This is a genomic window from Bacillus sp. C-3-6, from assembly GCF_054509685.1.
Map to the genome: position 1 here is coordinate 981,268 of NZ_CM137247.1, position 23,104 is coordinate 1,004,371.

Here is a 23,104-nt window from a genome sequence, read left to right on the forward strand (position 1 = left end):
TTTTTATTTTTGATTATTCAGAACGATTAATTGGGTATTTGGATGAAGGAAGCAGTGACTTAACTTGTTTTAGAAGAGTGTTTAGATGAGCTTGATATAGATGAAGATTTAGATGCTATGTCTTATACATTGGTCTTGCAGCAATATAACTGGAGAAAGGGGAGGGGGCTAATCTTAAGATTTGGAAAGAAGCTGATGTAGAAGATTATGAAGAGAGAGAGAAAGTTTTACATACATTAAAAGCACAACTGATAAAGTGTAGAGTTATATTTCCCTTTACACGAACATAACGGTATACTATAGTTAAGTTAAGTGAACTTAACTATTGAACGAAACGAAATAAAAGCATGGAGGAATAACGCTATGACTAGAACGTATAAAGAAGTAATTAATGAAATGAACCGAGCTTATAATGAATTCTACATTTTACTATTCCAGGAGTTAAAAGATGAGTTCGGTCTTACCGGACAGCAAGAGAGCATGCTATTTCATATTAATTTAAATGAAAACACGACAGCAAATCACATTGCGACTACTTTTAATGTATCAAAAAGTGCCGTTAGCCAAGTTTTATCGAAATTGGAGAAACAGAAGATGATTTCAAAACAAGTAAACCCTAATAATAAACGGGAGTATTTTCTTACACTTGGTCCAAACGGTAGTAAGTATATAGAGCGGTTGTCTGAGTTAGATGATGTATTAATTGAGAAATATTTTTCTAAAATCGATATAAATGCCCTAGAGCAAATGACCGAGACGTTAACGAAAATAAATAAAGTGATATTGGAAGAAAAGCAGAAGGATCTTAATTGTAATGAGTAAGAACGTAGATGAAGCAATTAGTAGAAAGGAGGAGAAGTGTATTATGAGTTTCATACCAAATATGATTACGATAGCAAATTTTATATGTGGGCTTTTAGCTATTTACGCTGTTTTCGTTCACGATATTTATTTGGGAGCAGTTTTTATTATTACGGGTATGTTGTTTGATTTTTTTGATGGCATGGTTGCTCGGAAACTGGATTCTGTTTCGGAAATTGGTGGAGAGTTGGACTCATTTGCGGATTTAGTTACTTTTGGTGTGGCACCGTCTATTCTTGCATATAGTGTCGCGTTAAAAGATTTGCAGTCTATCGGGATGATATGTGCGCTTGCTTATAGTATTTGCGGAATGCTTCGGCTTGCAAGATTTAACACACAGCAAAGCAAACTCCCGACCTTTATCGGTATGCCGATTCCATTTGCGGCGATGTGTCTCCTCATTTTATGTTTTTTAAAGAATCCAGTTTCCGTGGCGTTTGGTACATGCGTACTCGCTTATTTAATGGTGAGCAAAATCAAATTCCCTCATTTTAAAAAAGATATAGCTGAAAGCTTGAAGCCTGGAAGATTGGATTGATGATACGGAATTACAATGAGAAAGATAAAGGAGAATAACATGATTCGTATGGCACTAAAATCGTTTAACATACAAATGTATTGTTTGCTAGGCGTAATGTTATTGGGATGGTTGCTGACACCTTTTTCAGCCCAGTTTGTAGGGATAAGCATTGGCCTTTTGGTGAGTATGTACTGTGCCTGGATTTTAGGAAGGCGTATTGAAAAGTTCGGAGATAGCATTGTAAAAAAAGAAAAAGCACCGATGCTCGGAATGATGAACCGGTTCGCAGCCGCAATACTCGGCGCGATTATTATGTATGAAATTGAACACGATGAATTCATGTGGACATTCGCTGCTGGAATTATGAGTGGATATTTCTTGGTTATTATTAATTTGGGGTATTACAGTATGAGGGATGCGGAGGAATAAAGTTTCACTTTATTATAAAGAAAAGACACCCATATAAGAGTGTCTTTTCTGATAGTTTTTTAGCAGAAGCAAGAAGCTCCAACGATGATTAATAAAATAAACAGTACAACTAATAAAGCAAATCCTCCAGCAAAACCGCAGCCTTCGCCGCAACTACCACCAAAACCCATAATAGTTCCTCCTTTTAATAAGAGGGGAAAACAAGGGTACACTCATGTATTTTAACCGATTCAAATTACTTTATGTTTTTTACGCAATAATTGAGCAGGTCCTTTGGAAAATAAAAAAAGACACCCTAAGGTGCATTCTTCTGACTGGAATTATCTTAATTGTATTGCGTCGTTATCATATAAGAAAAAAAGACATCAATTAAGATGTCTTTTTTTCTTTGTAAAATTGGTGTTAAGAAGGTATAACCTATGAATAATATAACAATCATCGAGTAAGTTTATTATAGCAGCGATAAATAGGATTTTTATATGTAATATTACATATATATAGATTTATTTATATTTTATTTGTATATTTTAATTGTCTGTTCCTTGTTTTAATTCGTTTAGTTATATTATTTTTTGAGTGCTCCAGCAATGGAACCTTTTTTAGTATTCTATTTTGATGATGTTCCATAAAATTAGCACCTTTTAAGGCTATTTTTATATAAAAAGCCTTTAACTTGTATTTATAACTAAAGGCTCTGAGTGTCATACTTTATAGTTTATAAAATCTTATAAGAAGAATAACCAGTATTTTATATAGAATTTATCCCGCTATTTGCCGGGCTGCCCATAAACACCCGATTGGTGAGAGCTGATTAAAGTTTCACTTTATAATGTTTTTTATCCAATTTGGAACTGAAATGTACTAGCTTGATAATGAAGCTAGGTTATTAGAAGTGAAAAATTTTAGTTTTATTATAATTAATAGAAATGAAAGTAGTGTAAATATAAATCCACTCCAAATAAGTTGGTGAATACCTAAGTTTGAAATGAACCAGCCTCCAATAGTTGTTCCTAGAGTAATTCCGAGATTTGAGAATGAAACGAATAGGCTATTACCAAATTCGGGTGCTTCTCTTGCTTCACTTATTAACCATGTTTGACCAACAATTAATCCACCAGCATGCACGATTCCCCAAATGAATACCATAAAAATCATTGGAACAAGATAAGAACCTAAATAATAAACCAATATATAAACAATAGAATATAAAATAGGGAACGATATTACTGTATTTACTATGCTTCTTTGCAGAAGACTACCAAATAAATGATTGCCTAAAATCATAACTATACCAAATATGAATAGCATGATACTGATGAGCGATCCATTCATGGAAGTTACTTTTGCAAGGTATTCGGCGAAGTAACTGTATACGGAAAACATGGCTGCAAAAAGGAATGTGACAGTTAAAATATTTAACCATAACCCTGGTTTGCCGAGTATACGAATTTGTTTGCCGAAAGACATTTTTTCTTTAACGGGCATAGAAGGAAGTGAGATTAGTATTCCAATGAATGCAAGGGCATTAATAAACGCTCCGAATAAGAAAGCAATTTCTAATGAAAATTGATCTGCAAGGTAAGAGGTTAATGGTACACCTAGTGCAAAGCCAACCGTAATTCCCATGAAAACTTTTGTAACCGCTTGACCACTCTTTTCAGGAGGGACAAGTTTAGCAGCAGTTACAAGAGCGATTGAAAAGAAGAGTGGGTGAAGTGCTGCAGGTAAAATACGAAAAATAAGCATGATTTCAAATTGTGTTGTATAAGAGTAGATTATATTTGAAATAACAAAAATAAAGATTGCTATTAATAAAATTATTTTACGATTAATACTAGAGACGAGCAGAATTAAAAACGGACCAGAAATAGCAACGACTAGTGCGAATATACTTACTAAAAATCCTGCCTGTGCAGTTGAAATGTCAAATTTCTGAGTGATTTGTGGTAATACACCGACAATACCCATCTCGGTAGTAATAATTCCAAACACCCCTATTGCTAGTGTAAGAATAAGTAAAGGACTTACTTTTTTCATTTGTAAAACTCTCCATTCTTATTATTATTTTGAAAGTGAAATCGATTTATTAACAAAGAAATGAGCATGATTGGATGTCAATAGTATTAAAATTATGTAATGTTAAACACAAAAACAGATATCTAAATAACTAGATATGATATATTAAAAAAATGCTCCTTTCTATGTTTCTTTCTTTTATAGGTAGCGAAGTTTTAAAAAGAATGTATTGGGCAGCTATATAAAAGCAGAATGTGTGAAAGCAAATAATCAATTGGTAGGTTGATTATTTGCTTTTACTTTATAATTCATTTTGAACGTATTCAGAAAACGCTTGTATTGTTTTTTCATTTCGACGATAATATGTCCATTTTCCAATTCGGTCAGAGTCTAGTAGTCCTGCCTTTTTCATAGTTAATAAATAACTAGAAATAACCGATTGGGCTAAGCCAGTTTTAAGCTGAATATCTCCTACACACACTCCAATCTGAAAATTAATCCCCTGTTCTAAATAAGGTTTTTCGTCGAAATGGTTTTCTGGATTTTTTAACCATGATAAAATTTGACATCTTGTTTCATTTGACAATGCTTTATAAATTAATGAAGGTTCCATAAGGATATTATATCTACTTTTATAGATTTGTAAATGGGTTTGTGTGATTTTAAGGGAAGAAGGTATAGTTTATACCCTCGAATAGGAATAAGGTGCTCTTGATCTGTACCCTTTGTAAAGGACATTTTAAAAAAAGTTAGGCAACCTAAAAAAGATGATTTCTGTATGCAAACAGAAGTCATCTTTTTTAAATTCTATTGATAGCAAGAGTGATTATAGTACGTCATATATTTCTTAATTTCATGTTTTAACTGAACAAATGATTCACATGATTTTATATATGCTTTATCGGTTAAAGTACTACGAGGATTACGTGCAAAAATGATAGTATTGTTAGGTTTAAGCATGTTGTTGCCTAGCTATCAATGGCGGATATCTAAGAAGAGTAATAATAAAACCCAACTGAAGATTTAAGAAAAATTTTATGTTTATCCCACTCTTTATTTTAAAAGTTTTTCCTATGCTATAAATGAGTTACATCATGAAGGAGACTAAAAAAGACAAAGTCATAGATGAAAATGTAAAGTTAGGGGATTCTACATGCATACAGAAGTTTTAATTAGTTATTTGTATACGTACTTTTTTACTAGTATTTTTTGTATTGTGTTTCAAATTGGAGTTTATTTTAAAGCGAAAAGAATTATATCTATTCGGCATTTTTTATGGGTGTATGTTTTTCTATTCTACCTTTCGTTAGTGTATAGGGTGACGCAGATCGCGACTGTATGGGATATAAGTAGATATGAAACGTGGATTCGTGTAAGTCAAATCAACTTGACTCTATTTGATACGGCAGGTAGTACTACGTATCTTTTGAATATTGTACTGTTTATGCCGTTAGGTTTTTTATTACCGATGATTTGGCCGCAGTTTAAAAAAATAAAAAACACCGTATGTGCAGGATTCTTTTTTTCACTGGCAATTGAGTTAAATCAATTACTAAATAATAGAATTACAGATATTGATGATTTATTTACGAATACCCTCGGGGCAATTATTGGGTATTTATTATATAGAGCTTTTAAAATGATATTAAGAAGAGAGGGGAAAAAGCTTGATACCAACTCTTCTCTAGTTATAAAATACGAGGCTATTTTTTGTTTAGTGTGTTCATTTGTAGGGGCGATGTTAATTTATCATCCAGCTTTATTTGGAAGACCTGTCATCATTCAGTGAGGTGATTACGAATTTCTTTTGAACGCTCGTGCGATATTTCAATTTGTAAAAAGCCTTTAACTTGTTATAGTTAAAGGCTTTTATCATCATGATTTTTACTTACCAATTACCCACTCTAACATCTGCCTTCAACCACTTCACCCAATCCAAATCCTCTACCTTAAGCAAACTAAGCGAAACACCCTTCATATCTAAAGAAGTCAACAGCGTACCAACCTTTACGAATGTCACTTGCAATCCTTCCAGCTCACACAAACGACGAATGTCATTTGCGAAAATGTATTGTTCCATTAATGGTGTCGCACCTAATCCATTAATGAGAATAGCGAAGTTGTCACCTTTTCTCCAGCGATAAATGCTTTTTAGTTTGTTCATCAGTTCAATCGCTAATATTTCAGAAGAGGATAGTGCTTCTTTACGGTAACCTTTTTCTCCGTGAATACCGACGCCATAAAACACTTCATCTTCGTTTAGTGTGAAGGAAGCTTTTCCTTTCACTGGATCGTTTGCAGGTGAAAGAGCAACTCCTAATGTGTGTAAGTTTTCTGTAACAGAACGGCCAATTGTTGTTAGTTCTTCTAAAGAGTGACCTTCAAGAGCGGCCGCACCTAATATTTTTTGAACGAAAACAGTGCCAGCTACGCCGCGTCTTCTTTTATTAAAGGAAGCATCATCTTCAATTGAAACGTCGTCATTTACGATGATATGGTCAACTTTTCTTCCTTCTTTTTGAGCAATTTGCTTTGCTGCTAGAAAGTTTTCTACGTCATCTTTAAAGTTTTTGATGATGAATAGTATACTTTTATCTTTTGGTATGAGGCGAGTTGCCGCCGCAATTTGTTCCACTGTAGGCGGAGTGAAAATATTGCCGTTTACTGCCGCTGTAAGCATACCTTTTCCTACATAACCAATATCAGCAGGTTCATGTCCGCTACCACCGCCGCTTATAATAGCGACGTCTTGCTTCAGTTTTTCGATACCTTTTACATAAATGATGTTATTTGTTTCATCGTAATTTACTTTGTCGTTATGTTCAAAATAAAAGCCATGCAGCATATCTTGAACGATATTTTGTACATCATTCATAATCTTTTTCATTGCTTTTGCCACCCTTTAATTACTTTGCTGATTGCTCAAGTAATAGTAGTAATTGATTGTTTATCATATTTTTCATAAGAGAAGACATAAAGGACGGATCTACTTCGCACTTGCTTTCAATCCAATCTTTTATCGTTCCAACGAAGCCGTGACTATAAAAGGAGGCAATCGTATTTTTAGTCTCATCAGAAAGGCTGAATCCACAGCTCACAGATAATTCATCAATAATCTTCATATATAAGTTTTTCGTATGCTCAAATAAATAGTGATTAAACGAGTTTTGCTCAATGACTTTAAAAGCGTTTCGGTAAAATTTTTGATTTTCATAAAAGTAATCAAATAATAAATCGAAAATGTTTTCCCATGTTTCATAGTCAAGAAAATCGATAATGTTTTCCTTCGTTTCTTCTCTATAAATCCAGCTTAATAGTTCAAATTTATCTTTAAAATGATAATAAAAAGTTTGCCTACGCATTTGACAGTGTAACATAATATCGCTCACTGATATTTTATGAAACGACTCTGTTTCCATTAAATACTTCAATGAGTTCGCGATTATCTTTTTAGAAATTATAGAAGAGGTCATCTAAATCATCCCTAGAATGTTATTAATATAAAAATCCTACCCATAAATGAGAGCGGTGTCTTTAGACAGATTGTCCATTTTGTCCGTTTACTATAAAACGCTTTCATTTTAACATGAGTAGTAAGAAGAAGATTTCAAATATATCACAATATATTAAAGGAATTGAGGGAGAACTACAATGAAAAAGATTATAAACAAACCAGAAACATTAGTAATGGAAATGTGTAACGGAATGGTTATGGCTCACCCAGAGCTTGAGCTTTTGAAAAAATATAAAGTAATTAAGAAGAAAGAAATGAACGAAAATAAAGTAACGTTAATTAGTGGAGGCGGTAGTGGTCACGAGCCGGCACATGCAGGATTAGTCGGAAAAGGAATGTTAGATGCGGCAGTGTGCGGAGATGTGTTTGCTTCTCCTTCGCAAATTCAAGTTTACCAAGCGATTAAAGAGACAGCTAGTAAAAAAGGTACGTTATTAATTATTAAAAATTATAGCGGCGATATTATGAATTTCAAAAACGGTGCGCATTTAGCGACGGAAGATGGAATTGAAGTCGACTACGTAAAAGTGGACGATGATATTGCGGTAGAAGATAGCCTATATACAGTAGGACGCCGCGGCGTTGCGGGAGTTATTTTAGTTCATAAAATTGCCGGCGCAGCAGCGGAAGCAGGTATGGATTTAGGAGCGGTGAAAGCTGTAGCAGAAAAAGCAGCGGCTAACGTGCGCACAATCGGTTTAGCGTTAACGTCTTGTACAGTTCCAGCGAGCGGATCACCTACTTTCACACTTGCGGAAGATGAAATGGAATACGGCGTAGGTATTCACGGCGAACCAGGAATTAAGCGTGAAAAAATGCTGTCGGCGGATGAATTAGCTAACCGTATGACAAATGATTTAATGAAAGATTTAGGAGTAAAAGATGGCGAGGAAATCGCACTTCTAGTTAACGGTTTTGGCGGAACACCACTTCAAGAACTTTACTTATTTAACAACGCAGTTACGAGAGAACTAGCAGCTAGAAACATTAAAATTAATAGAGTATTCGTCGGTAACTATATGACAAGTATTGATATGGCTGGTATGTCTTTAACGGTAATGAAGTTAGATGAAGAGCTAAAAACATTACTATCAAAAGAATGTAATACACCAGCGTTTAAAGTAGATGGACCAGTTGAAAGTGTAGAGTACGTGAATGTACTTGAAGAGGCAGAAGAGAAGGAAGTTTCATTTGAAATAGAAACAGCGGAAGAGCACGCTGTTATTAAAAATAATGTCATTATATTAAACAACATGATTTATCTCGTTGATAAAATGAGCGATATTATTATTAAAAATGAAGTACCGTTTTGTGAGTTAGATACACATGCAGGTGACGGCGACTTCGGAATGAGTGTTGCAAAAGGATTTAAGCAATTAAAACGTGAGTGGCATTCGATTGTAGAACAAGAAAATGTAACGATTGGATCATTCCTTGACGGTTGTTCGATGATTATTATGGAACATTGCGGCGGCGCTTCTGGTCCAATTTGGGGCGGTGCATTCCGCGCAGCTAGTAAAGCAGCAGGCGAGAAGCGTGAGTTAACAGTGAAAGAATTCGCTGAAATGTTGCAAGCAGCACTGCAAGGCATACAATCTATCGGTGAAAGATCATTCGGTAGAGGAGCGGTAGTTGGTGACAAAACATTAGTTGACGCACTTGCTCCATGTGTAGATTCTTGGTTACATAGCGCTTCAAACAAAGAAGACATGAAAAATGCCTTTGAAAAAGGTGCAGAAGCAGCCGTTAAAGGCGCAGAGTACACGAAAGAAATCGTAGCTCGCATGGGCCGCGCTGGTACAGTTGGTGAAAGAAGTTTAGGATACCCTGATGCAGGTGCACATGCACTTGGAGTTATCTTTACGGAGATTGCGGGTAGTTTGAAATAATAATTAGAAAGTCCCTCTGCCTTAAGGTGGAGGGATTTTTATATAGTTGATATGTAGAAGACTTCTTTCGGTTCTTTCTCAGTAAAATATGAGTTTGTTACTGTTTTTGATAAAATCTTATTTCAAAAATACAACTAATATTTCTCAACATTAATATATTGAAAATAGTTAGAATATTTAAGATAATCATTTGTGAAGAAGTAAATTATAAAAAAAGGGGGAATTTATTTTGTTACGTCGTTTATCTATTTGTACAGTACTAACAGCTTTTATATTTACTTTATTTACATTTAACGGCTCTGCTTTCGCGGCTACGAATGCTACTGAAAATGAAAATGTAGTAGCAGCTTGTGCAAAGGGAGGTACGGTAGGTGTATATGGTGCAAAGATGCGCAGTGGTTATACTGTCGATTCACCTGTCTTACATACATTTAATGATGGTACGAAAATTACTGGAACATGGGTAACTGGTGAATATGTTCAAGGTCATTACAGTAATTCTAAACAGTGGTTAAAAGTTACATATAAAGGGATGACAGGTTATGTATCCCATACAACATTATATAACGTTTGCTCATAAAACTATGTACCATAATAGCTTTGGATATATTGAGCTAATCTCTTCTAGAGATTAGTTCTTTTTTATCTCTTAGTTTTTAATGGGGCATTTTTTGAAAAAGACCAACGATTCATTAAATCGATGGTCTTACGTTTATATAGTATTCATTTGTATCTATATCAAATTTTTCATTGCTTTTTGCTTATTTTAGACTTAGTTTGTTTGTGATTGCAGCTTATCAATTTTCCAGTATGTTTGTAGAGGGTCTAAAGAGCTTTCAATATAAAACATATATTCATCTACGGTATGTGGTACTTCAAAAGCTATTTTCAATTCTACCGTTTCATTTGGTTTAACTTGTATATCAGAAGGGTTTTGATCAAGCACCTTTCCTTTATAGATCTTTCCGTCTTTTTCATCTTTTAAGTTATATTTTAATTCTGATAGTCCAATCGTTTGACCTCGTACATTTTTTACAGAGACATTAACAATGACGGAATCGTTGCTAGCATTTAAATATGCACTTTGAACAGCGGCCAAGTAATAGCCTCCCTTAACACTCTCGCCAACTAATAAAATACCTTGTTCCAAGCGGCTCATCTCTTCTTTTTCTTCAAAATTTATTAATTCTTCATTTTCATTTTTTGCGGTTGGTTCTTCTATTGGACCATTTTCAACGGCACTATCTGTTTTATCTTGTGTGCAAGCAGCCGTAACACTGACTAATACTAGAATGAAAGTAAGTAATATAGATAATTTTCTCATAAAATTTATCTGTCTCCTTAAGTTTCTCAATTTTGTGCAGCTATACATATAAGATTAACATAATGTCTCATTATTGGCTCAAAATAGGGGGTCTTTTAGACAACTTATTCTTTTTACTTTTAATATACATTCGATTGGTTCTCGCGATATTTGTTAATCTTTTAAAAAACATTGGCTTAGTAATACCGAGGGTTATTATAGATATATTAATCATGTAATTTGTCCATATCAAAATGAACGTTTTTTGCATCTAATATATTGTAAATATATTTTATTTTGAAAGGATGTGATTATATGGCCCATAAATCTACTGGAGTGTTTCGAGTTCCAGTCTCTGAAAATGGGATTATTCCAACTGCTCTCAACATTATGTTAAACAATGATTCACGTTGCCATACTAGTAATGTAACGGTAACTGTTAAGAGAAGTCGAAACACTTTTTTCCCAACTCAAAATGAATTAGTTGAAATCTCTCGTACTTTTGTTTCTTTAGAACCAAACAGAACAACTAAGATTGTGTTATTTACTCCAGAATTCCAAATAGAAGATTTTCTTGATGTCATCATTAGTGGAAATAAAGAGGATGTTAAGGATGTTCTTGTATATTCTTTCTTAGCAGATTCAGTAGGTCATAATCTGCCATCTACTGTTTTCAGGAATGCAGAATACACTTTTGCTTGCTGACACAGTGATGATGTATTCTTTACTGTCGTATATCTGAATTGAAATGTTGCAAACAGCACTTCAAGGCATATAATCTATCGTTGAAAGATCATTCGGCAGAGGAGCGGTAGTTGGTGAAAGAAGTTTAGGATATCCAGATGCAGGGGCACATACGCTTGGGGTTATCTTTACAGAAATTTTAGGTAGTTTGAAATAGAAATTAGAAGATCCCTTCTACCTTAAGGTGGAGGGGGTTTTCTTAATATTGTTTTTTGATATATATTGCTAAATATGTTCCCATAATTCATTCTATTGTATTGAGAATAATGTCATCAACATCAAAAAACGGTTTATAAAAGGAACTAGTATTTGAAGAAGTTCCACCTCAAACATACTCCTATGCATATAAGTATGTTTGAGGTGGATTTATTAAAGAATTTTATATATAGCATGAATGAAAATGGGATAAATAAAACAATGTTTCTTAGTATGTTTTTAAGAATTAATTGAGCAGGTCCTTGTAAAAATAAAGAAAAGACACCAAAAGGTGCCTTCCGCCGACTTAAATTATTTTAATATTATCGATCTAAGTTTAAAAGCTATAAGGATTTTTTCTGTGGGATTTGTAAGTAGTTTTTACGAAATTATGAGTGTTTTTTATTTTGTATTTCAATAAGTTGATCTGGTAGCGTTTTTGTATAATATTCTTTTTCGGTTAGTTCAAATATAAACAATGCTTTTTTCCAGTTATAAATAACATCTTCTACATTATGTTGTTTAATTTTTAATAAATACTGACCTTTTAAATAGAATAGTTCACCTAATAGGTATAAAGTATTTAGATTAATTGCTAATTTGATGCCCTTATCAAGGTATTTTATTGCCTCTTCATGTTGATATGTGAAGTCTAAACATTTTGCTAAATTTAACATGATTTTTAATTTAATTTCTTTATCTCTAGGAAAATCTAACTTATTAAAATTAGTTAAACATCTTTTTAATATATTAATACTTTTTTCATACTCTTTATTTTCCGCATAAAATATAGCCATTGATTGCATAATATCTATTTCTCTTTCTGATAAAAAATCAGAATTAGTTAAAGTCAGTTTTAATGCATTATTTAAAAAATCTAAAGCAGTTTTTATTGATTTATCCACCATAAATATAGCAATTGCTTCATGCCATATTAGAAATTGTTTATCTTCTTTTGTTTGAAAATTATTTAAGTTTTTCTCTTTTTTTACTATTTCATAAAGTTCTTTATATTGTTTTTGCTTTAAGCAATCTTTGATTACGTATTTTACATTTTCTATATATTTTAATTTCTTGTTTTGAGTTAGTGCAAATATATTATTTGGATCAACACCAAGTCTTTCAGATAATTGATATAATAATATGCTAGATGGATAAATCACACCTTTTTCGATCTTACTAATTTGACTTTGTGAACATATTCCGTGACATAAGTCGGATTGTGATATATTTTTTTTAATTCTAAGTTCTTTAATGGTAATACCCAAATCGTTAAATTCCATTTTCCCCACCTACTATTTAACACTTTATTAGTATGATATTCTCTAACCTTAATGTAATGTAAAATTAATATAGTTGCAATTATTGTTTTAAAGGGCTTATCGTTTCTATAAGATGGTGAGATTTTTTTATGTACAAAAAAGACACCAAAAGTTCCTTTCGCCGATTTGAACCATATTCATTTAATATAAACCTATCTGTATTTTCACATGCTTTTCTAATCCCTCTATTATCCATTTGATAAAATAAAATCCTAATATTACCAATAACCAAATAAATATTTCTACATATTCAAGATATTTACATAAATTACAAAAGTGATACATTTAAGTTGTAAGCTATATAAACTATTAAAGGGGGATTTATTATGTTCAAGAAATTAGTAGTAGGGGCAGTAGCAACAGGTATTGCATTAACAGGGGGAATTGGTGCAGCTTCAGCTGATACGCAAAAAACTGTGAGCTCTCCGAAGCAAGCAACATGCTCAATTCCTTATGAGTATTCTAATGGTAAATTCAAAAGAACTCTTTATTACTCAAATGGAGTATATGCTAATAGTTTTAATGAAAATGTTTGTGGCGGGACGATTACGTGGTACTTAAAACATGTTCAAAATGGAGTTGCTTTTTACGAAGGTAATTTAAAATAGTGGATTTTTTGAACCTCATTTATTGAGGTTCTTTTATTTTTAGTTTTTAAACTGATTCTCTATAAAAAAGACACCCTAAGGTGCCTTTTTGCGATTTGATCCATTGTAATATGGTATTAAATTCCAGTCCAATTATTATTTTACCACGTTAAGTAGTTTCGGTTATTGAGAAAAAATACAACTCATTGTTTGAATGCAAAAAAGCCCTAGGGGGACTAGGACTTTTTGCTAGAATGAATAAGATTTAAAAAAGGACTTATATAACGTAACATATGAATGTTTCGTAAATGTATCAAAAAAGTGAACAAAAGCGTTAATTTTAATAAAAAAAGCTCCGCGATAAAAGCTACGGAGCTTCATAAGGTCGAGTTATGTCGTACTCACAAGGGATTTTAACATGAATGTTGTGGTAAAAATACTGGTAAATTTATCCCATAAAACGCCCGCTGATTAGAGTTTCACTTCATTCGAAGGAATTTATGTTTTATAAATTAGATTATAATAGTTGATATTCTCCATATTGACCAGAAAAGAACTAAAAATTCTAGTGAAATTCCAAGTGTTCGTTTCCGAGTTTTTTGAAATTCTTTTATTAAATAGCCAACAGCACTAATTGCTATAAGAATGAAAAGAATAAGTTCGAGTGTAACTGGCATTTTATCTACTCCTAATACATTAATTTGTTATATATAAATTATAAGATATTTTTGTAACTAGTAGTGAAAAATTCAATAGAATTATCTCTAAATGGAGTAAATGTTTCAACGGACCAATCAAAGGTCAATACAACAAATGTTATACAATATACGCATGGAGAGCCGTGGGGTTGAAGAAATATTGAAGTATAAAGAGTTGTTAGATCGAAGGATGATTACCGAAGAAGAGTTCTAAGTGAAGAAAAAGTAACTAATAATTATATAGATGAAACGCTCAAATGAGCGTTTTTTTATTTATATATTCGCAAGTAAAATAACATAATATCACTATGAATCCTTATAACAATATGAATTTTTGCATATTTTAAAATTCAATATATCCCTCAAAAACTTTTAATTGTATAATATATTTTGTCATATTTTTAGATTTTTCGACATAAACCAACAAAAATAGAGAGCGTATTGGGAGAAGACATTATGTATACAAAACTATTAAAATCAATTACATCATTATCACTGATTGGTGGTGCGTTGTTATATACAAATGGCAGCGATGTAAAAGCTGCTGAAGTGGGTGTTTTTTCTGATGTGCCGACATCACATTGGTCATATCCAGCGATTAAAGATTTAGCGAGTAAAAATATTATTTCCGGTTATGGGAATGGGATATTTGGTTTTGGAGATGTTGCGACAAGGGAGCAAGTTGCGGCTTTAATTTATCGAGTGTTAGTACCTAATAAACAAGGCGGTTCGTTTAGTAATGATGGAACTCGTTACGTATTAAAGGATGGGTCTACGTTTAAAAATCCTTACGGTGATATTAATCAAAGTTCTACAATGTTTCCAGAAGAGGTATTAACTTTAACGAATTTAGGAGTTTTTAAAGGTGATGAAAATGGCCAATTTAGACCGAAAGCTTCTGTGAGTCGTGCGGAAATGGCACAAATTCTTACAAATGCTTTCCATCTTGCGGCAAAACAAAAACATACCTTTAAGGATGTTCCAAATCCATTTTGGGCAGAAAACGCAATTAGTGCAGTGCAGTCAAATGGAATCGCAGATGGCACAGGGAACGGGAATTTTGAACCGTATGGCACAGTAACACGTGAACAGTATGCGCAGTTTTTATATAAAACTTTAAAGTATAAAAATGCCGATGTGAAAGATACAGGAGATGCGGCATTATTAACAGCGTTTAAAGGGGAAGTACAAAAGCGTATTAATACATACGAGACAAATATTACACTTCCATATAAAACGAAAAACAATAATACAAACGAAGTGATGAATACACTTTTTAACGCATATAAAGAAGTTGCAAGTAAAAATGAGTATACAAATAATAATAGATCGAATGTTTCATATGGACTTTCTGGATCACCTGGAAATTATACATTTACGCTTAAGATTACATATCGTGAAACGAAAGAACAGACGGAATATGTCATGAAACAAGCGAAAGCAATCGTTTCTTCTATTACTCAAGTTGGAATGGATGATCACGAAAAAGTGAAGGCGATTCATGATTACGTAGTAAAACATGTTTCTTATGATACGTCTTATAAAGCTTACACAGCATATGAAGCACTAGTAAATCGTTCTGCGGTTTGCCAAGGTTACGCACTATTAACGTATCAATTATTAAAAGAAGCAGGAATTGAAAATCATTTCGTGACAGGAACTGGGGACGGACAACCTCATGCTTGGAATTTAGTGAAAATCGAAAATAAATGGTATCACCTTGATACAACATTCGATGATCCGGTTCCAGATGAACAGGGCCGCGTAACGTATTCGTATTTCAATTTATCAGATGAACAAATCGCAAGAAATCATGAGTGGAACCGCGGAGACTATCCGCAAGCTACAACAAATTATTATAGTACACTGACAAACAAAATTGCGGCAGGTAGTACGAAAACGCCTGCATATCAGCAAATATTAAAAGATACAAAGTTAAACTATTTAGGAACTGAATATATCGCAAACAACTATACCGAATTAAAAAATAAAATGCAGCAGCGCTATAGTGCGAAACCAGAAAAAATTGAAGTACTGTACAAGCAATCAATGAATGGTGCACTGCAAGATGTGAAAAAGGCAATTGGCGAAATCGATTATCCGCAAGGGGCAAATCGAGTTTCTTATAAAGCGGAGCCTTACAATGCGAAAGAAGGGTATTCTTTAGTGACGATTACGTTTACGTATTAAGAATGAGAAAAAGCATCTGTTTCAGATGCTTTTTTTATTATATTGATTCGACAAAATATGACAGTTGAAAACGAATTGGTCTGTTATGATAATTTTTGAAATTTTACATTTTGGAGGATTAATCATGAACAAAAAGAAGATTTTTGCTGCGTTAATAGGAATTGTAGCCTTATTTGTAATTATTAATGTAGTTGTTACGAAAGAGAAAACGACATCAACCAGTGAAAAAATGTACTCTGAGAAAGAATATAATAAATTAGTAGATGAACATTTTGAAGAAACGCAAAAGTTGAAAAGTGATATGAGTGTGTTAGAAACTGAAAAAAAATCTCTTGATGAGCAAGTGAAGAAGTTAAAAGATGAGTTAGCGAAAAAAGAGCAACAAGTAGCGCAGCAGCCGGTTCAACAAGAACAACCAAAGCAAGAGCCACAACAACCAGCACCAGCGCAGCAGCCGGAAAAGAAAGAAGAGCCAAAACCAGAACAACCTACTGGAGCATTCGAAAATCCAATGAAAAGCATAAACAAAACAGAGGCAATGAATAAAGTAAAAGAAAAGGCGAAGAAAGACTTCCAAGATGATTATATGACACAAAACTTTGTTGCGGAGGAACAATCAAAAGCATTTGATTTCTTAAACAGTATTGAAATTAAATCACAAGAAGAATTAAATGTAATGAAGAATGCATTGAAAGATTTTTCTAACGACTTTATGACCGCGAAGTTTGTTTATGAAGAGCAAATGAAAGCGAAGAATAAGCAAGGATAATAATAAAAACGTTACCTTTTTATAAGGTAGCGTTTTTATTATGGGTTATAAAGTTATTTCTGCATTTGACATATACAGTTTAACTATATAGTTATCGTTACATTGGAGGTCTTTATGAATAGAGATAAAAATTTACCATTAACGGAAACAACGTATTACGTTCTTTTAGCTTTATTAGAGCCAGCACATGGTTATTTAATTATGCAAAAGGTAGAGGAACTGAGTAATCACTGCTATTGCCCTCTTGTTAATCGCTGCATGGACCATACAGACGACCAACATAAATAAATTATTGTATTTCTCAATAAACAAAAATAACTTAACATAGTAAAATAATAGTTGGATGGGAGTCCAATACATATTATTAAAATTAAAGAGGTTCAAGTCGGAGGAATGAACTTTAGGGTGTCTTTTTTTTCTAAAAGAGAGTTTTGCTTTCAAGAAGATACATTTTCAATGGATTACTGCCATGAGTATATAGATAAAGTCCATTAAGACATGTATGTTCATGAATATGTAAAATTACATAAAATTTCAGTGAAAAAGAGAGTATACTTTCGTATTGTGTAATAAAGATAAAGCCCGCCTACGGAAATAGGTGGGCTTTTTTTACTTATAAAGAAAAGACAACCTGTAAGATGTCTTCCTTCGATTTAAAAAAATTTACTAGGTTAAGTTTTTGTGATAATAAATTCTTTTAAATGGAATGAACCTACGCAGTACATCACTTTATTCTTAAGCATCATTCTCAACAAAAGTGAAGATTTTCATTATCTTTTTAACTACAAAGGGTAATAATTTAGAAGCTAAAAATGCAAGTACGAAAGCAATTCCCCATGTTTTCATCCATGATTTGAGAAATAAAGCTGTATATCCAACATTCATTGAAACCATGACGAAAGAGATAATACTAGATATACCTAAAATCATAAAGATATTAAAAATTATTGGTTCGAATTTTTTATTGATTTTCAAAATTAACACCTATTTTCTATATATGCTTTGCTGCCCAATTTCACCAACATCTAATCTTACAGTTTGAAATCTAGGTTGTCCAGTTTGTTTTACTTTTCTGCAATAGCAATATTATATGGAATAGAGTTTCACCATATTGCTATTAAACTGAAATTTTAAGATTGCACCTAAACGAAATTTATAGTATCGAAGTTCATTTTGGAGGGGGATGTAATACTACATCTTACACTTAAACTGCACATTGCGTATTTTTTATGAAGAAAAGACACTCATATAAAAGTGTCTTTTCCGATAGTTTTTTAGCAGAAGCAAGCAGCTCCAACGATGATTAATAAAATGAACAATACAACTAATAAAGCAAATCCTCCAGCGAAGCCACAGCCACCACAACTACCACCAAAGCCCATAACAGTTCCTCCTTTTAATAGGAAGGGAAAACCAAGGGGTCACTCATGTGTTTTAACGGATTCCATTTACTGTATGCTTTTACGAATGAATGGAGCAGGTCCTTTTCAAAATAGATTTATCCCGCTATTTGTCGGGGAGTAAGACCTCGATTGATGAGGGTAGAATATATTCTTAGAAGGAATTCAAAGGCAAAATAGGAGAGTCTATATCATTCTTTAAAAGCGAATAAATGAAAAATAAAATATCCAAAAATATAGATAGAAATCCGCTTTTATACCTTTCAATAAAAGAATACTAGCATTATATATTATAAGGAATACTTGTCCTTAATTGTAAATGAAAGGGGGGGATTGGTATGAGTTATGGCTATGGTCACCCTCCAAAAAAATGCTGTGAACATCATAATGAAACTTTATCAACGGGTATATTACGTAGACATTCCGCTACGTTATTTCTTACTGTGGATGCTATGAATGTTGATCCCGACGATACTCGTAGAGTAACTGTTGAAATGTTTGATTGGTCATCTGGTTCTCCGGTATTGTTACCATTAATAGACCCTTCAACGCAAACATTGCCACCTAATCGATATGTTACTTTTCGTTCAGCAGCTCTTCCTTCAGCACTTTTTGCTTATGAAGTAAGAATCATTCGTCCGAAAGATAGAGATGTTGTTACGAATGTTTTTGGTCTTAGTGCAATCGTATTTAACCCACAAGAAGGAAATAATGTTTTACAACATGATTTAGCAAAATTAGACCTTAAATAGCTTTTATAAAAGTCTATTTATTGAGCATGATTAAAAAAAGAGTAGGATGTAATCCTACTCTTTTTTTAACGTTAACTAGAATTTTAAAAGAAATCCTTCATCATTTTAGCATCTTTAATATTCACTATCACACCTTCTACCTTATCTTTCTTCTCATTTTTAGCGATTGTAATTTGTTCCTTATTATCAACCCATACAAGAAATTCTTCTTTTGAGTCATCTTTATATGTAACGGTAATAGTAGAATGTGCAGATTCTCTCTTTTTTTGATCTAAAGTGATTGTTTTAGGTGTTCCATTTTGAACTGCTGAAACGATAGATTTTATCATTTCTTCGTTATCTGTTTGAGATTTGGAAGTAGTATGATTTGTTGTTTTTAGTATTTCAATGTCTGAAATATTTGCGGAGTTTAATTGAAAGGTATGTTGTGTGTGTTCTTGCTTAACTTGTGAAGCTTTATCTGTAGCCGAGGTGCTTGTACAACCTATTAAAGTGAAAGATAGAGCGGTTAGAGCGCATATAGATATGATTTTTTTCATAGTATCCCTCCTTGAATTTAATTATAACAATTTTCTGTTAATTTAGGTAGTTATTGTAAGGGGAAGATGTTTTAAAGTGGTAAATGATGTTGTTCATTTTCTATTAAAATTAAAATTCACATAATTTTTTTCATATTTTATGTTTAACATTTCGAAAATAGGTGTACTACATATAATATAACAAATAATTCATTTTAAAGGAGGAAGTTAAAGATGGAAACGAAGTATAGTAAACCTTTTGTATATGAATTTATTACGGAGAAAGAGGTCATGAATGCGGCGAATGATCTAGTGAAGAAAGGAATAGAACAAAAAGATATTTACGTGTTAACACATGAGAAAGAGAGGACAGATAGAATCGCAGATAATGCAGACGTGAACACGATTGGAATAAAAGAGGAAGGACTTGGGACAAGCATTATTAACGTCTTTCAAAAAACGGGAGATCAGTTAAGAAATAAGATGCAGGAGTTAGGGCTTAATGAGGAAGAAGCAAACTTCTACGAAGAAAAGCTAGATGAAGGGAAAATCTTGTTATTCGTTAAGGATTTAGAAAGAGTCGGTGAATGGTTACACGAAAGAAGATGCATGTATTCTATTTAATTTTGTACCCTTTACATCTATAAATCTATTACGAAAAGGAGATGGGAAATATGAGTGAGAGCGGGCTGAAAGAACAAATTACTGGTAAAGTTGAAAAGAAAAAAGGGCAATTAAAAGAAGGAATTGGTGAAGTTACAGAAGATAGAGAGTTGAAAAATGAAGGGAAGTGGGAGAAGACGAAGGGAACTATAAAAGAAAAAGTCGGAAAAGTGAAACAAAAGATAAGTGATGGATTGGATAATAAAGAATAATACATGTTTATCAAGCTTTGGTTAAACACCAAAGCTTGATAAATCCATTATAAAAATATATAGGGGGTCTAATTGTGGGACTTATTATTACGTGTATTGTAGGTGGACTTATTGGTGCGTTAGCTGGAATGATTACGGGAAAAGACTTTCCTTTAGGTATAGTTGGTAATGTGATTGCTGGTTTGATTGGATCTTGGGTAGGTAGTGCGTTATTTGGTCATTGGGGTCCTGAATGGGGAGGCATTTTTGTTCTTCCAGCGTTATTAGGTGCAATCGTCTTTATTTTAATCGTTACATTCTTCTCTAGAATGCTACGGAAAGCGTAAGTATGATAATGAATAGTAATCTTAAGTTTATTATATATAACTATAAAGTGAATGAACTGATAAATATACATAAAAAAGCATCCAATTAAACTAATTTGGATGCTTTTTTAATGTAATCTACATAGAAATGAGCGGGGGATGAAGGCCCCCGCTTATTAAAATTACACTTTCTATCATGTATTAAACCATCGTTACTTTTTCACAATTATTTATTCTTACGACTTGCCTCGGTTCTATATGATATAGGTCCTCGCTATTACCTATATCAACTACAATTGTATTTGTTAGTATGTTAATAATGGAACCAACTAACGTTGTAGCATGATCGTGTCGATAAGAAAATTGAACAAAATCTCCCTTTTTAAAGTTGTGCTCTTCCATAGATAGATCCCCCTAAAAATAATGTTTATACATTATACATACACAAAATTATAAGGTTTAAACATTCGGTAGTATTTTTTAAGTGTTAAGCCGAGAAAGGTGTAGAAAATTTATTTATAATGAAAATAAAAAAATATGTTTAAAACTAATTTTTATGGGTAATTAAATAGTAAAAGTTCGAGATAAGGGGGCGGAAATGATGAATTTGGCAATAAATATTTTGCAAAATGATGTAGGTTATACGGTACAACTTAATGGTGAAATTGATGCATATACGGCATCAGATTTAAAAAATAAGATTATGCCTATTGCAAGCGAAAAAGAGGTTCAGATTGTAGTAGATTTTCATAACGTAGATTATATGGATAGTACTGGTTTAGGTGTTTTTATAGCGCTATTAAAAGCAGTTAAGAAAAATGATGGAAAACTAGAGTTTATCGGTGTATCTAAAAGATTAAAAAGATTATTCGATATTACAGGGTTAACAGAAATATTAAATTTGAATTCCGATTTTGAAAAAGTAGAAAGAAGGTGACTAGGGATGATGGAGAGATTTGAAAAGATAGAAATGAAAATTCCTGCAAAGGCAGAATATGTGGCTATTATTCGTTTAACAATGGCTGGTGTTGCGAATCGAATGGGCTTTGCTTATGACGATATAGAAGATATGAAAATTGCTATTAGTGAAGCATGTACAAACATTGTACAACATGCATACAAAGAAGACGTTGGAGAAATTACAATTGTCTTTGGCTTATATGAAGATCGATTAGAAATTATAGTTGCGGATAATGGGGTTAGCTTTGATTTTAATAACTTAAAAAGGAAAGTTGGTCCGTATGATATTAGTAAACCAGTAGAACATTTGCCGGAAAATGGTTTAGGTTTATATTTAATCAATACGTTAATGGATGATATACAAATTATGCATGATGAGGGCATGACAGTTTTAATGACAAAATATATACAAAGAGAGCAGGTGGAGAATGATGGAAATCCAATCTCAACCTACAAATCTTACTAAAGAAGATGTTATTAAGCTAATTGCAGAATTCCAACAAAACCAATGTAATGAAGCGCAGGAAAGGTTAGTTGATCATTATAAAAATCTCGTATATTCCATTGCATATCGCTATTCAAAAGGCGGGCCGATGCATGAGGATATTATACAAGTAGGGATGTTAGGGCTCTTAGGCGCAATAAGAAGGTATGATTATTCGATAGGGAATGCTTTTGAGCCTTTTGCAATACCTACGATAGTAGGGGAAATAAAGAAGTATTTACGCGATAAAACTTGGGGCATTCACGTTCCAAGACGAATTAAAGATTTGGGCGGGAAAATTAAACTTGCGATAGAGGAGTTAACAGATCACCTGCAACGTTCGCCGAAGATTATAGAAATCGCAAATCATTTAGGACTATCCGAAGAGGAAGTTCTAGAGATTATGGATGCAAAAAATAATTATCGAGTATCTTCCTTAGATGATGTAGTTGAAAATTCATCTGATGGTAGTTCGGTAGCGAGAATTGAATCTGTAGGTGAAGTAGAGCAAGGATATGAAGAGACAGAAAGGCGTCTCGTTTTAAAGGATATTTTTAACGTATTAAATGATACGGAAAAGAGTGTTATTCATTATATATTTGGAGAAAATTTAAATCAAAAAGATACAGGAGAACGGTTAGGTATTTCGCAAATGCACGTTTCTCGTATTAAAAGACAAGCGATAAGTAAATTGAAGCAAGCCGCATTTTTAGATACATAAAAATTTAAAATAATTATGTTTAAAACATGAGAAAAGGGGTACTTATTAAGTA

The 23,104-nt window shown here is 32.8% G+C and carries 30 protein-coding genes and 2 pseudogenes; 19 read left to right on the forward strand and 13 right to left on the reverse strand.

The features are described 5' to 3' along the window. Positions 1-363 precede the first annotated feature (363 nt). Genes ACW0JX_RS04995 through ACW0JX_RS05005 form a run of 3 tightly spaced genes read left to right on the forward strand, consistent with a single transcriptional unit; the run spans position 364 to position 1,810 of the window. Positions 364-822, forward strand: coding sequence for a MarR family winged helix-turn-helix transcriptional regulator (locus ACW0JX_RS04995; protein WP_000198944.1), 459 nt, complete (start codon positions 364-366; stop codon positions 820-822). After that, positions 815-1,399 (forward strand): CDP-diacylglycerol--serine O-phosphatidyltransferase, encoded by a 585-nt coding sequence (gene pssA / locus ACW0JX_RS05000; RefSeq protein WP_043938275.1) that lies wholly within the window; start codon positions 815-817, stop codon positions 1,397-1,399. Before ACW0JX_RS04995 ends, pssA begins: the two co-directional genes overlap by 8 nt. 39 nt (positions 1,400-1,438) lie before the next feature. Further along, a complete protein-coding gene (locus ACW0JX_RS05005) occupies positions 1,439-1,810 on the forward strand; it encodes an ATP synthase subunit I (protein WP_459245443.1) in 372 nt (123 codons plus the stop codon). Between the two features lie 59 nt (positions 1,811-1,869). Here the strand turns inward: ACW0JX_RS05005 and ACW0JX_RS05010 are convergent, their stop codons facing one another. The 4 genes and pseudogenes from ACW0JX_RS05010 to ACW0JX_RS05025 form a co-directional block, all read right to left on the reverse strand. Next, the gene (locus tag ACW0JX_RS05010; RefSeq protein ID WP_000505669.1) at positions 1,870-1,980 is read right to left on the reverse strand and encodes a YjcZ family sporulation protein; all 111 of its coding nucleotides are present in this window, start codon (positions 1,978-1,980) and stop codon (positions 1,870-1,872) included. A gap of 691 nt (positions 1,981-2,671) precedes the next feature. Then, complete coding sequence (locus tag ACW0JX_RS05015) at positions 2,672-3,847, reverse strand: MFS transporter (RefSeq protein ID WP_459245444.1); 1,176 nt, start codon at positions 3,845-3,847, stop codon at positions 2,672-2,674. 280 nt (positions 3,848-4,127) lie between these two features. Further along, positions 4,128-4,439, reverse strand: a complete 312-nt coding sequence (locus tag ACW0JX_RS05020; protein ID WP_000433732.1) for an ArsR/SmtB family transcription factor — start codon at positions 4,437-4,439, stop codon at positions 4,128-4,130. Between the two features lie 194 nt (positions 4,440-4,633). Beyond that, positions 4,634-4,735 (reverse strand): annotated as a pseudogene (locus ACW0JX_RS05025) (TetR family transcriptional regulator); the annotation flags it as partial. Positions 4,736-4,979: 244 nt separating this feature from the next. Between ACW0JX_RS05025 and ACW0JX_RS05030 the strand changes: the two are divergent. After that, positions 4,980-5,615 (forward strand): VanZ family protein, encoded by a 636-nt coding sequence (locus ACW0JX_RS05030; RefSeq protein WP_029441769.1) that lies wholly within the window; start codon positions 4,980-4,982, stop codon positions 5,613-5,615. A gap of 99 nt (positions 5,616-5,714) precedes the next feature. On the opposite strand, the gene dhaQ is transcribed toward ACW0JX_RS05030, so the two are convergent. Continuing rightward, positions 5,715-6,713, reverse strand: coding sequence for a DhaKLM operon coactivator DhaQ (gene dhaQ, locus ACW0JX_RS05035; RefSeq protein ID WP_459245445.1), 999 nt, complete (start codon positions 6,711-6,713; stop codon positions 5,715-5,717). Positions 6,714-6,732: 19 nt separating this feature from the next. Further along, positions 6,733-7,299: a dihydroxyacetone kinase transcriptional activator DhaS gene (gene dhaS / locus ACW0JX_RS05040; RefSeq protein WP_098679568.1), complete on the reverse strand. Its 567-nt coding sequence runs from the start codon at positions 7,297-7,299 to the stop codon at positions 6,733-6,735. Between the two features lie 178 nt (positions 7,300-7,477). On the opposite strand from dhaS, the gene dhaK reads away from it, so the two are divergent. Then, positions 7,478-9,229: a dihydroxyacetone kinase subunit DhaK gene (dhaK, locus tag ACW0JX_RS05045; protein ID WP_459245446.1), complete on the forward strand. Its 1,752-nt coding sequence runs from the start codon at positions 7,478-7,480 to the stop codon at positions 9,227-9,229. A 229-nt stretch (positions 9,230-9,458) separates the two neighbouring features. After that, positions 9,459-9,809 (forward strand): SH3 domain-containing protein, encoded by a 351-nt coding sequence (locus tag ACW0JX_RS05050; RefSeq protein ID WP_000946191.1) that lies wholly within the window; start codon positions 9,459-9,461, stop codon positions 9,807-9,809. A gap of 192 nt (positions 9,810-10,001) precedes the next feature. On the opposite strand, the gene ACW0JX_RS05055 is transcribed toward ACW0JX_RS05050, so the two are convergent. Next, positions 10,002-10,553 (reverse strand): DUF4352 domain-containing protein, encoded by a 552-nt coding sequence (locus ACW0JX_RS05055; RefSeq protein WP_001228903.1) that lies wholly within the window; start codon positions 10,551-10,553, stop codon positions 10,002-10,004. A 294-nt stretch (positions 10,554-10,847) separates the two neighbouring features. Here ACW0JX_RS05055 and ACW0JX_RS05060 point away from each other — a divergent pair, with 294 nt between their 5' ends. Both ACW0JX_RS05060 and ACW0JX_RS05065 read left to right on the forward strand, forming a co-directional pair. Further along, positions 10,848-11,237 carry a hypothetical protein gene (locus ACW0JX_RS05060; protein WP_000940659.1) on the forward strand — a complete coding sequence of 130 codons (390 nt, stop codon included), beginning with the start codon at positions 10,848-10,850 and terminating at the stop codon, positions 11,235-11,237. A gap of 76 nt (positions 11,238-11,313) precedes the next feature. Continuing rightward, positions 11,314-11,433: a DAK2 domain-containing protein gene (locus ACW0JX_RS05065; RefSeq protein ID WP_071713771.1), complete on the forward strand. Its 120-nt coding sequence runs from the start codon at positions 11,314-11,316 to the stop codon at positions 11,431-11,433. Between the two features lie 427 nt (positions 11,434-11,860). Here the strand turns inward: ACW0JX_RS05065 and ACW0JX_RS05070 are convergent, their stop codons facing one another. Then, complete coding sequence (locus ACW0JX_RS05070; protein ID WP_326341439.1) at positions 11,861-12,754, reverse strand: helix-turn-helix domain-containing protein; 894 nt, start codon at positions 12,752-12,754, stop codon at positions 11,861-11,863. Positions 12,755-13,119: 365 nt separating this feature from the next. Between ACW0JX_RS05070 and ACW0JX_RS05075 the strand changes: the two genes are divergently transcribed. Then, complete coding sequence (locus ACW0JX_RS05075) at positions 13,120-13,401, forward strand: LCI fold-containing protein (protein WP_053565111.1); 282 nt, start codon at positions 13,120-13,122, stop codon at positions 13,399-13,401. A 491-nt stretch (positions 13,402-13,892) separates the two neighbouring features. Here ACW0JX_RS05075 and ACW0JX_RS05080 read toward each other — a convergent pair whose 3' ends face one another. Beyond that, positions 13,893-14,057 (reverse strand): hypothetical protein, encoded by a 165-nt coding sequence (locus ACW0JX_RS05080; RefSeq protein ID WP_001145511.1) that lies wholly within the window; start codon positions 14,055-14,057, stop codon positions 13,893-13,895. A gap of 477 nt (positions 14,058-14,534) precedes the next feature. On the opposite strand from ACW0JX_RS05080, the gene ACW0JX_RS05085 reads away from it, so the two are divergent. The 3 genes and pseudogenes from ACW0JX_RS05085 to ACW0JX_RS05095 form a co-directional block, all read left to right on the forward strand. Beyond that, positions 14,535-16,268, forward strand: coding sequence for an S-layer homology domain-containing protein (locus tag ACW0JX_RS05085; protein ID WP_459245447.1), 1,734 nt, complete (start codon positions 14,535-14,537; stop codon positions 16,266-16,268). A 124-nt stretch (positions 16,269-16,392) separates the two neighbouring features. Beyond that, positions 16,393-17,037: a hypothetical protein gene (locus tag ACW0JX_RS05090; protein ID WP_459245448.1), complete on the forward strand. Its 645-nt coding sequence runs from the start codon at positions 16,393-16,395 to the stop codon at positions 17,035-17,037. A 114-nt stretch (positions 17,038-17,151) separates the two neighbouring features. Further along, positions 17,152-17,268 (forward strand): annotated as a pseudogene (locus ACW0JX_RS05095) (PadR family transcriptional regulator); the annotation flags it as partial. A 504-nt stretch (positions 17,269-17,772) separates the two neighbouring features. Here the strand turns inward: ACW0JX_RS05095 and ACW0JX_RS05100 are convergent. Both ACW0JX_RS05100 and ACW0JX_RS05105 read right to left on the reverse strand, forming a co-directional pair. Then, positions 17,773-18,012 (reverse strand): DUF2798 domain-containing protein, encoded by a 240-nt coding sequence (locus tag ACW0JX_RS05100; RefSeq protein ID WP_000700210.1) that lies wholly within the window; start codon positions 18,010-18,012, stop codon positions 17,773-17,775. Positions 18,013-18,311: 299 nt separating this feature from the next. Continuing rightward, entirely contained in the window at positions 18,312-18,419 is a 108-nt protein-coding gene (locus ACW0JX_RS05105) for a YjcZ family sporulation protein (protein WP_000505670.1), read from the reverse strand. 356 nt (positions 18,420-18,775) lie between these two features. Here ACW0JX_RS05105 and ACW0JX_RS05110 point away from each other — a divergent pair, with 356 nt between their 5' ends. Next, the gene (locus tag ACW0JX_RS05110) at positions 18,776-19,189 is read left to right on the forward strand and encodes a hypothetical protein (protein WP_157418243.1); all 414 of its coding nucleotides are present in this window, start codon (positions 18,776-18,778) and stop codon (positions 19,187-19,189) included. Positions 19,190-19,272: 83 nt separating this feature from the next. Here the strand turns inward: ACW0JX_RS05110 and ACW0JX_RS05115 are convergent, their stop codons facing one another. Further along, positions 19,273-19,728 (reverse strand): hypothetical protein, encoded by a 456-nt coding sequence (locus ACW0JX_RS05115; RefSeq protein ID WP_053565104.1) that lies wholly within the window; start codon positions 19,726-19,728, stop codon positions 19,273-19,275. 213 nt (positions 19,729-19,941) lie between these two features. Between ACW0JX_RS05115 and ACW0JX_RS05120 the strand changes: the two genes are divergently transcribed. From ACW0JX_RS05120 to ACW0JX_RS05130, 3 genes are all read left to right on the forward strand, one after another. Then, positions 19,942-20,331 carry a YflT domain-containing protein gene (locus tag ACW0JX_RS05120; protein ID WP_016125605.1) on the forward strand — a complete coding sequence of 130 codons (390 nt, stop codon included), beginning with the start codon at positions 19,942-19,944 and terminating at the stop codon, positions 20,329-20,331. A 50-nt stretch (positions 20,332-20,381) separates the two neighbouring features. Then, positions 20,382-20,582 carry a CsbD family protein gene (locus ACW0JX_RS05125; RefSeq protein ID WP_053565102.1) on the forward strand — a complete coding sequence of 67 codons (201 nt, stop codon included), beginning with the start codon at positions 20,382-20,384 and terminating at the stop codon, positions 20,580-20,582. A gap of 74 nt (positions 20,583-20,656) precedes the next feature. Further along, positions 20,657-20,908: a GlsB/YeaQ/YmgE family stress response membrane protein gene (locus ACW0JX_RS05130; protein ID WP_000522903.1), complete on the forward strand. Its 252-nt coding sequence runs from the start codon at positions 20,657-20,659 to the stop codon at positions 20,906-20,908. Positions 20,909-21,088: 180 nt separating this feature from the next. On the opposite strand, the gene ACW0JX_RS05135 is transcribed toward ACW0JX_RS05130, so the two are convergent. Next, positions 21,089-21,289, reverse strand: coding sequence for a methyltransferase (locus tag ACW0JX_RS05135; RefSeq protein ID WP_197241378.1), 201 nt, complete (start codon positions 21,287-21,289; stop codon positions 21,089-21,091). 196 nt (positions 21,290-21,485) lie between these two features. Between ACW0JX_RS05135 and rsbV the strand changes: the two genes are divergently transcribed. Genes rsbV through sigB form a run of 3 tightly spaced genes read left to right on the forward strand, consistent with a single transcriptional unit; the run spans position 21,486 to position 23,052 of the window. Next, positions 21,486-21,824, forward strand: coding sequence for an anti sigma b factor antagonist RsbV (rsbV, locus tag ACW0JX_RS05140; protein ID WP_142419408.1), 339 nt, complete (start codon positions 21,486-21,488; stop codon positions 21,822-21,824). 6 nt (positions 21,825-21,830) lie between these two features. Then, positions 21,831-22,313 (forward strand): anti-sigma B factor RsbW, encoded by a 483-nt coding sequence (gene rsbW / locus ACW0JX_RS05145; RefSeq protein WP_459245449.1) that lies wholly within the window; start codon positions 21,831-21,833, stop codon positions 22,311-22,313. Continuing rightward, positions 22,276-23,052 (forward strand): RNA polymerase sigma factor SigB, encoded by a 777-nt coding sequence (gene sigB / locus ACW0JX_RS05150; RefSeq protein WP_459245450.1) that lies wholly within the window; start codon positions 22,276-22,278, stop codon positions 23,050-23,052. Before rsbW ends, sigB begins: the two co-directional genes overlap by 38 nt. The last annotated feature ends 52 nt before the right edge of the window (positions 23,053-23,104 follow it).